The following is a 14,189-nucleotide window of genomic DNA, read 5'->3' on the forward strand; positions in this document are numbered from 1 at the left end:
CACAGCGAAGCGCAACTGCGCACGCTGGCCGACAGCCACGCGGCGGCGCTCGAAGCCGACGACGCCCCCACGGTGCGCGATGCCTGCCACACCGCGCTCGCCGGCCGCCGGCACGACGGTGCCCATCGCCTCGCACTCGTCGGCCTGGACCGCGCCGACCTCGCCGCCGGCCTGCGCGACTACGCGCTGCTCGGCGAGGCCACCGACCGCGCGAGCCTCGGCATCGTCGCGTTCGGCGAGCCCCAGGTCGCCGCGTTGTTCACGGGGCAGGGCGCGCAGTACGCGGGCATGGCGGCGGGCCTGTACGGCACGCATGCGGTGTTCCGCGAAGCGCTCGATGCCTGCGCGCAGGCGCTCGAAGGCGTGCTGCAGCAGCCGCTGGCACAGGTGCTGTTCGGTGAACACACGGCCCTGCTGGAACGCACCGACCACGCGCAGCCCGCGATGTTCGCGGTCGAGTACGCGCTGTACCGCACCTGGAGCGCGGCCGGCGTGCGTTTCCGCGCGGTCGCGGGGCACAGCCTCGGCGAGTTCGTCGCGGCCTGCGTGGCCGGCGTGATGAGCCTGCCCGATGCGCTGAAGCTGGTGGCTGCGCGCGGCCGCCTGACACAGTCGATCGAGGGCGACCGGGGCCGCATGCTCGCGGTGCTGGCGGAAGAGCCGGTGGTGCGCGCGGGCCTGCGCGGCTACGAACGGAGCCTGAGCATTGCGGCGATCAACGGCCCGCGCAACCTGGTGGTGGCCGGCGACAGCGCCGCCGTCGAACGCTTCCGCCTGGCGATGGAAGCGCAGGGCGTGAGCACGCGGCCGCTGCTGATCGCCGACGCCTTCCATTCGCCACGCATGGACCCGGTGCTCGACGACTTCGAGCGCATCGTGGCGCAAGTGCCTCTGCAGGCGCCGCGCATGCCTGTGGTCTCGAACCTGCATGGCCGCGTGGTGGCCGACGACGAGATCACACGGCCGCGCTACTGGCGCGACCATCTGCGCGAACCGGTGCTGTTCGCGGCGGGCGTGCAGTGCCTGGTGCAGGAGCTGGATGTGCGCGTGCTGCTCGAATGCGGGCCGCATCCGGTGCTGTCGCGGCTGGCCGCCGACTGTGTGGGGCCAGATGCGGGCATCGACTGCATCGCCTCGCTGCAGAAAGACCAGGACGACCAGACGCAGTTCCTGCTCGCGGCCGGCCGGCTCTACACACGCGGGGTCATGCTGGAATGGAAAGGCTTGACCGGCGATGTGCAGGCGCGGCGCGTACCGTTGCCGGGCTATCCGTTCGCGCGGCAACGGTACTGGCTCGCGGCGGTCGACAAGGGCTTGCACGGGCATGCGTCTGCACCGGCAGCCTCCCCGGCCTGGGAGGCTCTGCTGTCGGCTGGCCGGGCACAGGCCGATGCGGGTCTAGAAACACTGGGCCTGGAAACACTGCGCGCGCACGAAGAGCTGTTGCTCGCGCATGCGCGCGCCTCGGTGCTGCGCGCCCTCGACCGCCTCGCGCTGTTCGCGGAAGACGGCCAGCCGCACGCCGCAGCCGTGCTCGCACAGCGCGGCGCCGTGCAGCCGCGCTTCCATCAACTGCTCGAACGCCTGCTGCATGCGCTGGCCGACGCGGGTGAACTGAAGCGCGATGCCGACGGCGTCTTCGGCGGCTTCGCGCCACCGGACGACACGCGCATGGCACTGCTGGCAGCGCGCTGCGAGCCGGTCTGGGCCGCATCGCCGCACTTCAAGCCGGTCTTCCTGCAGGCGGCCGACCAACTGGCCGCCGTGCTCGCGGGCAAGACCAGCGGCCTTGAAGCGATGCTCGGCAACGACTCGCTCACGAGCGCCGAAGGCATCTATGCGGACCTGCCGACTTCGCGCTATTTCAATGCGCTGGTGAGCGAGGTGGTTCGCGCCTGGGTTGGCCGCGCGGGCACACGCCCGCTGCGCGTGCTGGAGATCGGCGCGGGAACGGGTGCCACCACGCGCCAAGTGCTGCCGCATCTGCCGGCATCGCGCACCGAATACGTCTTCAGCGACGTCTCGCCGCTGTTCCTCGACCGCGCGGCTGCGCGCTTCGCCGATCAGCCGTTCGTGCGCTACCAGCTGTTCGACATCGACCGCGCGCCCGCATCGCAGGGATTGGAGCCAGGGTCCTTCGACCTGGTCCTCGCGTCCAACGTGCTGCATGCGGCCGCCGACCTGCGCGCCACCATGGCCAATGTGCGCGATCTGCTCCGGCCCTCGGGCGTGCTCGTGATGTACGAGATCGTGCGCGAGACGCTGATCGGCGAGATCACCACCGGCCTGCTGCTGCCTGTCGTGCGCGACACGGGGCTGCGCGGCATCCAGCCGTTCATGGACGAGGCGCAGTGGCATGGCCTGCTCGACGGGCTGGGCTTCGATGCGCAGGCGAGCTTTCCGGAAGCGAGTTGTGCCGCCTCGGCGCTGGGCGAGCGCGTGCTCGTGGCCCGCCGTGCCGAAACGGCGGAGGGACACACGCAAGCTGCAACGCCGATGCGCACGGATGCGCCGGTCTATCGCCGCACATGGCAACTGCATGAAGCCGCGGCATCGACCGCGCAGGAAGAACCCGGGCACTGGTTCATCGTGTCCGACGCATCGGGCGTCGGCAAGGCACTGGCCGACGCGCTGCAAGCGCGCGGCCACCATGTCGAACGCATCGCGCCCGACGAGGCCTATGCACTGGGCGCCCGGCTGCGCAGCTGGGTGCGGCGCAAGGACGGATCGCCCGGTCGCGTCGTGCACCTGCGCGGCATCGACGGCGCGCTCGATGCACAGACCACGGGCACCGAACTGCGCGCCCACCAGGAGGAAAGCCTCGGCGATCTGCTGCGCCTGCTGGGCGCGCTCGGCGAGGCCGACGTGCAGGCCCTCGGGCAGCTCGGCATCGTGACGCGAGGCGCGCAAGCCGTGGCGGCGCATGAAGCGCCCATGCTGGCGCAGGCGCCGCTGTGGGGCTTCAGCCAGGTCGCGGCGCTGGGCCATCCCGAACTGCACATCGAGCTGCTGGACCTGGACCCGGTGGCCTCGGCACGCGAGAGCGCGCAGCAGTTGATGGCCGCGCTGCTGCAAGGCGGCAGCGAGACCGAATGCGCGCTGCGCGCCGGTCGCCGCCTGGTGCCGCGCCTGCATCGCCACCCCGTGCCGCTGGCGGCGCCGCAACCTCTGGCCTGCGATCCATCGGCCACTTACCTGATCGCTGGCGGCCTCGGCGGCCTGGGCCTCGAAACCGCCCGCTGGCTGGCCGCGCACGGCGCGCGCCACCTCGTGCTGGCGGGGCGCCGAGCGCCCGGCACAGCGGCCATCGAAGTCATCGATGCGCTGAAAGGCAAGGGCATCGACGTGCAAGTGGCGCAGACCGACCTGCGCGACGAGGCCGCGCTGCGCCGCACGATCGATGCGCTGCCGCATCCGCTCAAGGGCGTGGTGCATTGCGCGGTCGTCACCGATGCCGCGCAACTCGGCGAGCTGCCGCCGCTGGAACGCGCGCTCGAAGTGATGGCACCCAAGGTCGAAGGCGCATGGAACCTGCATCGCGCCACCGAGGGCGCGCCGCTCGACTTCTTCATCCTCTATTCGTCGTCGGTCTCGCTGGTGCCCGCGCGCGGGCTGCCCGACTACGTGGCGGGCAACGCCTTCCTCGACGCGCTCGCGGGCTACCGCCAGGCACGCGGGATGCCGGCACTCAGCGTGAGCTGGGGCGCGTGGTCCGACGTGGGCACGGTCGCCGACAGCGAGCAGCTGAAGCGGCTCGAACGCGGCGGCCTGCGCAGCTTCACGCCGGCAGGTGCGCTGGAATTGCTGGCACTCGCAATGGCGAGCGGCGAGCCGCACCTGGGCGTGTTCGACGTCGATTGGCCCGTGCTGCTGCGCGGGCATCCCGCAGTGCAGCTCGAGCACTACTTCCAGCCGGTCGCGATGGCAGCGGGCGCCAAGGCCCTTGCCGGCCGCTCCGACATCGCCGAGGCCGGCGACGTGCGCGCCGCGCTCGAGGCCGCGCCCGACGAAGCGGCGCGCGAGCAGCTGCTGCGCATGCACCTGCAACAGACCGTGGGCCGGCTGCTGCGCCGTGCACCGGCCGACATCCCGCCGGACGCCGACCTGCTGCACCTGGGCATCGATTCGCTGATGTTCCTGGACCTCACGCACCGCTTGGGCCAGGCGCTGGGACTGCAGATCCGGCCGAACGAGCTGATGGCCGAGATGAATGTCGCCGCCATGGCGCGCAAGCTGGCGGCGGCAACGGGCAACGGGGCCACTACCGCCGACACCCCCGCATCGCTGCTGCAGCCGCGCCCCGACGACGCCGCGCTGCCCTTCGAGCTGACCGACGTGCAGCAGGCCTACTGGATCGGTCGCCACCAGGACATGGCGCTCGGCAGCGTGGCCTGCCACGGCTACATGGAGCTGGACTGCGAAGACCTCGACCGGCCGCTGCTCGCCACGGCCTGGCGCGACCTCGTGGCGCGCCACGAGATGCTCCGCTGCCTCATCGAAGCCGACGGCATGCAGCGCATCCTCGCCAGCGTGCCGGCCTACGAGATCGCCGACATCGACCTGCGCGGCGACACGCCCGCTGCGCGCCAGGCGCGGCTCGATGCGGTGCGCGGCGAGATGTCGCACCGCGTGCCGCGCACCGACCGCTGGCCACTGTTCGACATCCGCACCAGCCGACTCGATGCGCGCCGCACGCGGCTGCACATCAGCCTCGACAACATCATGACCGACGGCCGCAGCATCGGCATCCTGCTGAGCGAGTGGGTGGCGCGCTATGCGCGGCCCGAGCAGCCGCTGCCGCCGCTGGGCCTGGGCTTTCGTGACTACACGCAGGCGGTGCAGCGCCATCGCCAGACCGCCGAGCATGCGCGCGCCCGCGATTACTGGGTGCAGCGCCTGGAGGACATGCCGCCCGCGCCGCAGCTGCCGCTCGCCAAGGACCCGGCGCAGATCGCCTCGCCGCGCTTCCACCGCCGTGAATTCAACCTGCCGCCCGAAGCCTGGCAGCGCCTGCGCCAGCGCGGCGCCGAGCGCGCGGGCCTGACGCCTTCGGGCCTGCTGCTCGCGGTGTACGCCGAGGTGCTGGGACGCTGGAGCGCGTCGCCGCGTCTCACGCTCAATGTGCCGACCTTCAACCGCCTGCCGGTGCATCCACAGGTCAACGACATCGTCGGCGAGTTCACCTCGCTGATCCTGCTGGCCGTGGACGGCGATGCCACGCTGTCCTTCGCGGCACGCGCGCGCCAACTGCAGCAGCAACTGCTGCGCGACCAGGCGCACGACAGCTTCACCGGCGTGCAGGTGATGCGCGAGATCGCACGGCGCGAGGGCGCGCAGCGCGCCGCGATGCCGGTGGTCTTCACCAGCACCTTCGGCCTCGCGGAGCAGGCCGACACGGGCCATGCCGAGCGCGAGCAGCAGGCCACGCGGCTGGGCGATCTGGTCTACACGATCAGCCAGACGCCGCAGGTCTGGATCGACAACCACGTGCACGACCATGGCGGGCGCCTCAACGTCTGCTGGGACAGCGTGGACGAGCTGTTCCCCGAGGGGCTGCTCGATGCGATGTTCGGTGCCTACTGCGCGCTGTTGCGCGACCTCGCCGCCGAGAGCGATGCGACATGGGGCCTGCGCGCGCCGGTCGCTCTGCCGACCGCACAGCAGGATCGTCGCGACAGCTACAACGCGACGGCCGACGCGATGCTGCTGCGCGCGCCGACGGACCTGCTCGCGCCATTCAGGCAGTCGGTGTCGGCGACACCGCAGCGCGCGGCGCTGATCGCGGGCGAGGACACCTTCAGCTACCGCGCGCTCCACGAGGCCGCGCAGTGGGTCGGCTGGCGGCTGCGCAATGCGGGCGTGCAACCCGGCGAGCGCGTCGCGATCGTCGCGCCCAAAGGCTGGCAACAGGTGGTGGGCGTGATCGGCGCGATGGCGGCGGGCGCGGCCTATGTGCCGATCGATCCGCAATGGCCCGACGCGCGGCGCCATGAACTGCTCGCGGTCTGCGGCATCCGCCACGCGATCGTCGGCGCGCACGATGCGGCGCTCGCATGGCCGACCGAGGTCGAGGTGCTCGCCGTGCCCGATGCGCGCGTGCTGCGCGAATGCAGCGCCGAGGCGCAGGGCTTCGCATGGCACGAGGCGCAGGGCAGCGAACTGGCCTACATCATCTTCACCTCGGGCTCCACCGGCCTGCCGAAGGGCGTGATGATCGACCACCGAGGCGCGCTGAACACGGTGCTCGACATCAACCGGCGCTTCGACATCGGCGCCGGCGACGCGGTGTTCGGCCTGTCGGCGCTGAGCTTCGACCTGTCGGTGCACGACATCTTCGGCAGCTTCGCTGCGGGCGCCTGCCTGGTGCTGCCCGAGGCGGAGGGCCTGCGCGATGCGCAGCACTGGCTCGAACTGATCGAGCGCCATGGCGTGACGGTGTGGAACAGCGTACCCGCGCTGTGCCAGATGCTGGTCGAGCAGGCCGGCGCACGCGCCGGGTCGCTGCGCAGCCTGCGCACGGTGATGCTCAGCGGCGACTGGATCCCACTGTCGCTGCCGGACGCGCTGCGCGCCGCGGCGCCGCAGGCCCGCCTGATCGGGCTGGGCGGTGCGACCGAGGCGTCGATCTGGTCGATCCACCACCGCGTCGATGGCGTGCAGCCCGACTGGCGCAGCATTCCCTACGGCACGCCGCTGGCGAACCAGCGCTTCCATGTGCTGGACGCGGCCTTGCGGCCGTGCCCGGAATGGGTGGTCGGGGAGCTGTACATCGGCGGTGTCGGGCTGGCGCTCGGCTACTGGGCCGACACGGCGCGCACGGAAGCGGCCTTCGTGGTCCATCCGGACACGGGCGAGCGGCTCTACCGCACGGGCGACCTGGGGCGCTTCCATCCGCGCGGCTACATCGAGTTCCTGGGCCGGCGCGATCACCAGGTCAAGGTCAACGGCTACCGCATCGAGCTGGGCGAGATCGAATCGGCGCTGCGCGCGCACGAGGCCGTGGGCGAGGCGCTGGTGCTCGCGATCGGTGCCGACGGCGGCCGCAGCCGGGCCGGCGCGGCGGCGCAGCGCAAGCAGTCGCTCGCGGCCTATGTGGTGGCGGCGGACGGCGCGGCGCGGATCGAGCGCGATGCGCTGCGCGATTTCCTGCGCACGCGCATTCCCGAGTACATGGTGCCGTCGGAGGTGATCGTGCTCGAGCGCCTGCCGCTGAGCGCGAACGGCAAGGTCGATCGCGCTGCGCTGCCGGCGCTGCAACCGCAGCCGGTGGAGCGCGAGAGCCTGCCGCCGGTGACGCCCGCCGAGCGCGCGCTGGCGGCGGAGTGGGGCGCGCTGCTGTCGCTGACGTCGGTGGACCGGCGCGATCACTTCTTCGAACTGGGCGGCGATTCGTTGCTCGCGACGCGGCTGTGCGTGCGCATGAAAGAGCGCCATGGCATTGCGCTGTCGGTGCGGCAGGTGTTCGCGAACCCCGAGCTCGAGGCAATGGCCGCCTGCGTCGTCGCGCCGGTGTCGGGGCCGAGGGAACTGGTGGTGCGACTGAGCCCGGGCAAGGCTTCGGCCGCGGACCGCCACTGGTTCGGCTTCCACGGCAGCGACGGCGACGTGTTCGTCTTCCGGCCGATGGCCGAGGCCCTGCGCCAGCTCGATGCGAACGCGGCGCTGCATGGCCTGCAATCGCCGCTGGACCCGCCGCTCACCATCGAGGCGATGGCGCACACCTACGTGCATGCGCTGCGCGAGGTGCAGCCGCAGGGGCCTTACCGTCTGTGCGGTTTCAGCTCGGGCGGGGTGCTGGCGTGGGAGGCCGCGTGCCAGTTGCGCGATGCGGGTGAGACGGTCGAGCGGCTGCTGCTGGTCGACACGGCGTTGCTGCCTTCCGCGCTGATCGGCAAGCCGCTCGCGACGCTGGCGCTGTTCGCGGCCAGCCTGGGCGTGCCGGCCGCGTCGCTGCCCTGGCTCGAAGGACTGGCGCCGCTGCCGGGTGCCAATCCATCCGAAGAAGCATTGGCGGCATGGCTCACGCAGATGCCGCACGCCGACAACGAGGCGCTGCACATGGCGGTGAATGCGCTGGCCGCGGGCGAAGGCCGGGAGGCGGACGACCTGCGGGCGCGCTTTGCGATGTTCCGGCATCACGTCGAGGCGGTGGCGCGGCATGTGCCGCGTGAGTTGGACGACGTGGCGGTCACGTTCCTGCATGCGACGCAGGGGGTGCAGGCGGACGCGGCGGCGCCTTGGCGCGGGCTTTGCGATCGGCTGGTGTCGGCCGGTGTGCCGGGGGACCACTTCAGTTGCATGCAGACGGCGCAGGTGGCGCAGTGGGTGCATCACCTGATGGGTGAGCGGGCTGTGGAGGAGGTCTTGTCATGAGCACGCCCAAAAGCTGGGTCCAGGCCGACGCAACACCGGGCACGCCGCGCATGCGCCTGTTCTGCCTCCCGCACGCCGGCGGCGGCGCATCGTTCTATCGCGGATGGCAGATGCACATGCCGCAGGACGTGCAGGTCTGCCGCATCCAGCCGCCCGGCCGCGAAAACCGCATCGGCGAACTCGCGTACCGCCACATGACCGTGCTGGTCGCCGAACTGGCCGCGCAGCTGCAGCCCTGGCTCGACCAGCCCTTTGCGCTGTTCGGCCACAGCATGGGATCGGTCGTGGCCTACGAGCTCGCCTGCGCGCTGCAACGGGCAGGCAGCGCACCCGCGCACCTCTGGGTCTCGGCCTGCCGCGCGCCGCACATCGCCGACACCCGGCAGATCCACCACCTGCCGCAGGCCGAATTCTTCGCGGCCCTCGGCGCGCGCGGCGGCACCCCAGGGAGCGTGCTGAACAACAGCGACTACATGGCCATGATGGAACCGGTGCTGCGCGCCGACCTCGCGCTCATCGAGCGCTGGCACCGCACCACCTGGCAACCGCTTCCGTGTCCCGTCACCGCGCTGGCAGCGACCGACGACGGCGTCACGCCACTCGATGCGGTGGAAGCCTGGCGCCCCTACACCCATGCGCGCTTCGAACTGCACCGCTTCACCGGCGGCCACTTTTACCTTTCCGACCCGGCCTTGTCCGTGCCCGCCCTGGTGGGCCGCGCCCTGGCTGCTCACATGAACCAGGAGTCCATTGCATGACGATGATGTCCACCGAACTCGCCACCCTGCTCGAGATGATCGAGTCCCCGGCCGCGACCAGCGCCGATTTCGCGAACGCGCGATTGCCCGCCTCGATGCAGGCGCTGGCCACCCTGCGCCAGGACCAGGAGATGTTCGCGGGCATGGCCAGCGAAGACAAGGATCCGCGCCGCTCGCTCAAGCGCGTGGAAGTGCCGATCCCCGAGCCGCGCTCGGGCGAAGCCATCGTCGCGGTGATGGCCTCGGGCATCAACTTCAACACCGTCTGGTCGTCGATCTTCGAGCCGCTCTCGACCCACCAGTTTCTTGCGCAGTACGCACAGAGCCATCCTCGCGGGCGCATGCACCAGCAGGACTATCACATCCTCGGCAGCGACGCCTGCGGCGTGGTGGTGCGCGTGGGCGAGGGCGTCACGCGCTGGAAGCCGGGCGACCGTGTGACGGTCAACCCCAGCGTCTTCGGGCTGATCGATCCCGCGGGCCACGACGATCCGCTGGTCGATCCCGATGCGCGCGCCTGGGGCTTCGAGACCAACTTCGGCGGACTGGCGCAGTTCTGCCTGGTGCAGGAGAGCCAGCTCATGGCCAAGCCCGAGCACATGAGCTGGGAAGAAGCCGCCTCGCTCGCGCTGGTGTCGGGCACGGCCTACCGCATGCTGGTGTCGCGCAACGGCGCGCGCATGAAGCAGGGCGACAACGTGCTGATCTGGGGCGGCTCGGGCGGCATGGGCGCGGTCGGCATCCAGTACGTGCTCAACGGCGGCGGGCGGCCGGTGGCCGTGGTGTCGGGGCCCGAGAAGGAAGCGCTGGTGCGAGAGCTGGGCTGCGAGATGGTGATCGACCGCTCGAAGCTGCGCGGCAGTTTCATCAAGGAAAGCGGCGAGCTCAACACGCGCCAGCTCGTGGCCTTCCGCGGCGCGGTGGAGCGGCTGCTGGGCGGCGAGGAGATCGACATCGTCTACGAGCACACCGGGCGCGAGACCTTCTCGGCCAGCGTCTTCGTGGCGCGGCGCGGCGGCAAAGTCGTGACCTGCGGCTCGACCACCGGCTATCAGCACGTGTACGACAACCGCTACCTGTGGATGCACGTGAAGTCGATCATCGGCTCGCACGGCGCCAACTTCCGCGAGGCCTACGAGGCCAACCGCATGGCCTGCCTCGGCAAGATCCATCCGACGGTGTCGCAGTCGTTCCCGCTGGCGCAGGCGGCGGAAGCGGTGGCACAGGTGAAGGCGAACCGGCACGTGGGCAAGCTGGGTGTGCTGTGCCTGGCGGAACGCGAGGGAATGGGCATCCGGCGCGTGACGATGCGCGAGGGCATCGGCGAATCGCGCTTCGATCTATTCCGCAGGTTCCAGGCGCGGCAGCAGGAGGCGGCGGCGCAGAAGGCTTCGGCTGCCGTCGCGGCGACAGCCTGAGAGCCTGATGAGGGCCTGAGGGCTGCTACGCCCCGGCCCCGCCGATCCGCCACCCTTTCACCTGCGACTGGCTGCGCCACAGCCGCGCATAGGTGCCGTCGGCGGCGATCAGTTCTTCGTGGCGGCCCTGTTCGACCAGGCGGCCGCCTTCGAGCACCAGCAGCTGGTCGGCATGCCGCACCGTGCGCAGGCGGTGGGCGATCACCACCACGGTCTTGTCGCGCGTGAGGCGGTCGATGGCCTGCTGCAGCTCGCGCTCGTGCGTTGCGTCGAGGCTGGCGGTGGCCTCGTCGAGCAGCACGATGGGCGCGTCCTTGAGGATCGCGCGCGCGAAGGCGATGCGCTGGCGCTCGCCGCCCGACAGGCCCGCGCCGCCTTCGCCCAGCGGTGTCTCGTAGCCCTGCGGCAAGTCCATGATGAAGCCGTGCGCCTGCGCCTCGCGCGCCGCGGCTATCAGTTCGTCCATGCTCGCCTCGGGGCGGCCGATGCGCAGGTTGTCGGCCACGGTGCCCGAGAACAGCACCACGTCCTGGAACACCATCGCGACATGGCGGTGCAGCACCTCGAAGGGCATCTGGCGCACGTCGACGCCGCCGATGGAGACGCTGCCTTCGGACACCTCCCACAGCCGCGCGATCACGTTCACGAGCGAGGACTTGCCGGCGCCCGACGGCCCGACGATGGCTGTCAGCGAACGCGCGGGCAAGGTGCAGCTGATGCCGCTCAGCGCGAGCCGGGCATCGGCGGCGGCGTCGTAGGCGAGGGCGACGTTGTCGAGCCGGATGTCGAAGCGGGTCGGCGTGACTGCGGCTGCAGGCTCGGGCAGCGTCGGCTGCGCCAGCAGGTTGCGCACGCGCGGCAGGCCCTTGTGCGCGAAGCGCAGCAGCCACAGCGCGAAGCCGAGGTCGGAGAGCCGGCGCGTCATCGTGATCGCGAGCAGCGCGAAGATCAGGAACGCGGGCGCGGCGAGGGTGCCGCCCGCCAGCAGGAAGGTGCCGATCAGCAGCACGCAGACAAAACCCGCCTCGGTGATGAAGCTGAAGGCATGGATCATCGGCGCCGGACCGGTCTCGATGCGGATGGCCGCATCGCGCAACTGCGCCAGCGCGATGCGCAGGCGCTCCAGCCCCTCGCCCTGGCGGCCGAAGGTGCGCAGCACGGCGATGCCCTGCACGTACTCGGCGGAGGCGTTCTTCGCGTTGTCCGAGGCCTGGATCAGCGTGCGCGTCTCGCGGTCCATGCGCCGCATCGCAGCCATCAGCATGACCACGGCCAGCGGGAGCGTGAGGAAGATCGCCAGGCCCATGCGCCAGTCGATCGCGAGCAGCGCGAGGCCCATGAACAGCGGCAGCGCCGCCGACACCGTGAACAGGCCGATGAAATGAGCCCAGATGTCCTCGATCAGCGCCATGTCGGCGGTCAGCACGCCCGCGAGCTGCCCGCTGCGGCGGCGCGAGAAGAAGCCCATCGGCAGGCGCCGCAGATGATCGGCCAGGCGGATGCGCGCCTCGCCCATCTGCCCGTAGGCGGCGCCGTAGATGCGCGTGACCGCGGGCATGCCGAAGCCGACCTGGACCAGCAGCGCCAGCGCCATGCCGGCCACCAGCCAGCCGGTGCGCGCGAGGGAGGCCTGGCCGGTGAAGAGATCGCTGAGCAGCACGTAGGTCAGCAGGTAGGGCGCGGTGGCCGCCAGGGCTTCGCCGATGGACAGCGCCATGCCACGAAGCAGGCGGGGATCGCGTTTGCCGGCGAGGTCGTCGCCCAGGCGCAGGAGTTCGAACAGGTTCATGGAAGGATCTCGCTGGGGATGCTGTCGGTGTGCGGCTGTGGGTGTTGCCCCGGCTCGTCGGCCGTCGGCCGCCGGCCGCCGATCTGCCAGTCGGCGGCTTCCTGCTGGTCGGCCCACAACCGCTGATAGAGCGCGCAGCGTTCGAGCAATTCGGCATGGCGGCCCTGGTCGACGACGCGGCCCTGGTCGAGCACGACGATGCGGTCGGCATCGGCCACCGTGGCCAGGCGGTGCGCGATCACGAGCACGGTCTTGCCGCGGCAGGTCTCGGCGAGTGCGTCCTGGATCAGGGCTTCGTTCTCGGGGTCGGCGAAGGCGGTGGCCTCGTCGAGCACGAGGATCGGCGCCTGCTTGAGGATGGCGCGCGCGATCGACAGCCGCTGGCGCTCGCCGCCCGACAGGCGAGCACCCCGTTCGCCGAGCAGCGTGTCGTAGCCCTGCGGCAGCGCGCGGATGAACTCGTGTGCGCGCGCCAGCCGCGCGGCCTCGTGCAGCTCGGCGTCGCTGGCCTTGGGTCGTGCGAGGCGCAGGTTCTCGGCGACCGAGCCGGCGAACAGGAAGACGTCCTGGAACACCAGCGACACGCGGTCGAGCAGCGCGTCGAGCGGCAGCTCGCGCACGTCGACGCCGCCGAGGCGCACGCTGCCAGCGTCCACGTCCCACAGGCGCGCGACCAGCCGGGCCACGGTGGTCTTGCCGGCGCCGCTCGGGCCGACCAGCGCGGTGACCTGGCCCGCGGGCACTTCGAGGCTCAGGTCGTGCAGGATGTCGCGGCCCTCGTAGCGAAAGCGCACGCCGTGCAGCGAGAGGCCGGCGTCGACGGGCACGCGGTGCGCCTTCGCGGCGCTCTCATCGAGCTCCGCGCCGTCGAGGATGCCGTTGATGCGCCGCAAGCCTTCGCCGATGCGCATCAGGTCGCCGCCGGCGTAGGTCAGCCGCAGGAACGCGGACAGCACCTGCGGCCCGAGCACGATGAACAACAGCAGCACCGGCAGCGTCACCTCGCCACGCTGGTAGAGCCAGACGCCCAGCGGCGCGATCGCGAGCAGGCTGGAACCCAGCAGCGCGGTGAAACCGACCCAAACGGCGCGCATGCGCTTCGTGTAGGTCAGCAACCAGTTCACCGATTCGCGGATCGCATCGCGCAGCTCGCCGAACGACCGCGCGCCGAGCCCGAAGGTCTTGATCACGTGGATGCCGCGCAGGTACTCGAGCATGGCCGCGTTGATGCGCGCCTGCACCGAGTGCCATTCCTGCATGCGCGCGCGCGCCTCCTTGCCGAAGAAAAGCCCTTGCAGCGCGAGCGCGACCGGCAGCACCGCGATCGAAGCCAATGCGAGCCGCCAGTCGACGATGAACAGCAGCACGGTGGTGGCCACGGGCACGGTCAGCGCGGCGATCATGTCGGGCAGGCTGTGGGCGATGAAGCCTTCGAGCGCGACGGCGTCGTTCATGAAGGCCTTCTGCAGGTCGCCGCTCCCGGTGCGCGAGAAGAAGGACATCGGCACGCGCGACAGCTTGCGCGCCATGCGCATCTGCACGTCGTGCATCACGCGGAAGGCGGCGATGTGCGCGAGCAGGCTCGATCCGGCGGCGAACACGAAGCGCACCAGCAAGGCCCCGAGCGCGAACCAGGCGAGCTGGCGCAGGTGCGCGGGGTCGGGCTGGGCTGCGAACACCTCCACGGCCATGTAATACAGCACGCCGTAGGGCACGAGCTGCACCAGCGCGGCCAGCATGGACATCAGGCTGGCCCCGACGGTCAGCGACAGCTGCGTGCGGGCGAGGCCGAGCAGGCTGGCGGAGCCTTGGGGCGCCGCGGATGTTTCGGACGAAGTGGCGCTGCTCATT

General features: G+C 71.1%; 5 protein-coding genes (1 of these 5 running past the window's edge). 3 read left to right on the forward strand and 2 right to left on the reverse strand.

Annotated elements, in window-relative coordinates; genetic code table 11:
* The 3 genes in view from ABIC90_RS05100 to ccrA are tightly spaced (each overlapping or abutting the next) and all read left to right on the forward strand, a layout consistent with a single transcriptional unit that may run on beyond the window.
* A protein-coding gene (locus ABIC90_RS05100) for a non-ribosomal peptide synthetase/type I polyketide synthase (RefSeq protein ID WP_354352968.1) crosses the window boundary here: on the forward strand, positions 1 to 8,373 show its 3' portion. Its footprint begins 1,401 nt before the window's first position; the window shows 8,373 of its 9,774 coding nt (coding positions 1,402–9,774); the start codon falls outside the window, past its left edge; the stop codon is at positions 8,371 to 8,373.
* Complete coding sequence (locus ABIC90_RS05105; protein WP_354352969.1) at positions 8,370 to 9,131, forward strand: thioesterase II family protein; 762 nt, start codon at positions 8,370 to 8,372, stop codon at positions 9,129 to 9,131. Before ABIC90_RS05100 ends, ABIC90_RS05105 begins: the two co-directional genes overlap by 4 nt.
* Positions 9,128 to 10,549 (forward strand): crotonyl-CoA carboxylase/reductase, encoded by a 1,422-nt coding sequence (gene ccrA / locus ABIC90_RS05110; RefSeq protein WP_354352970.1) that lies wholly within the window; start codon positions 9,128 to 9,130, stop codon positions 10,547 to 10,549. The genes ABIC90_RS05105 and ccrA overlap by 4 nt, the downstream gene beginning before the upstream one ends.
* A gap of 25 nt (positions 10,550 to 10,574) precedes the next feature.
* Here the strand turns inward: ccrA and ABIC90_RS05115 are convergent, their stop codons facing one another.
* Both ABIC90_RS05115 and ABIC90_RS05120 read right to left on the reverse strand, forming a co-directional pair.
* Positions 10,575 to 12,338, reverse strand: a complete 1,764-nt coding sequence (locus ABIC90_RS05115) for an ABC transporter ATP-binding protein (protein ID WP_354352971.1) — start codon at positions 12,336 to 12,338, stop codon at positions 10,575 to 10,577.
* Complete coding sequence (locus ABIC90_RS05120) at positions 12,335 to 14,188, reverse strand: ABC transporter ATP-binding protein (RefSeq protein WP_354352972.1); 1,854 nt, start codon at positions 14,186 to 14,188, stop codon at positions 12,335 to 12,337. The genes ABIC90_RS05115 and ABIC90_RS05120 overlap by 4 nt, the downstream gene beginning before the upstream one ends.
* Position 14,189: the final 1 nt, after the last annotated feature.

This window comes from Variovorax boronicumulans (genome assembly GCF_040544675.1).
Classification (GTDB): Bacteria; Pseudomonadota; Gammaproteobacteria; order Burkholderiales; family Burkholderiaceae_C; genus Variovorax; species Variovorax boronicumulans_D.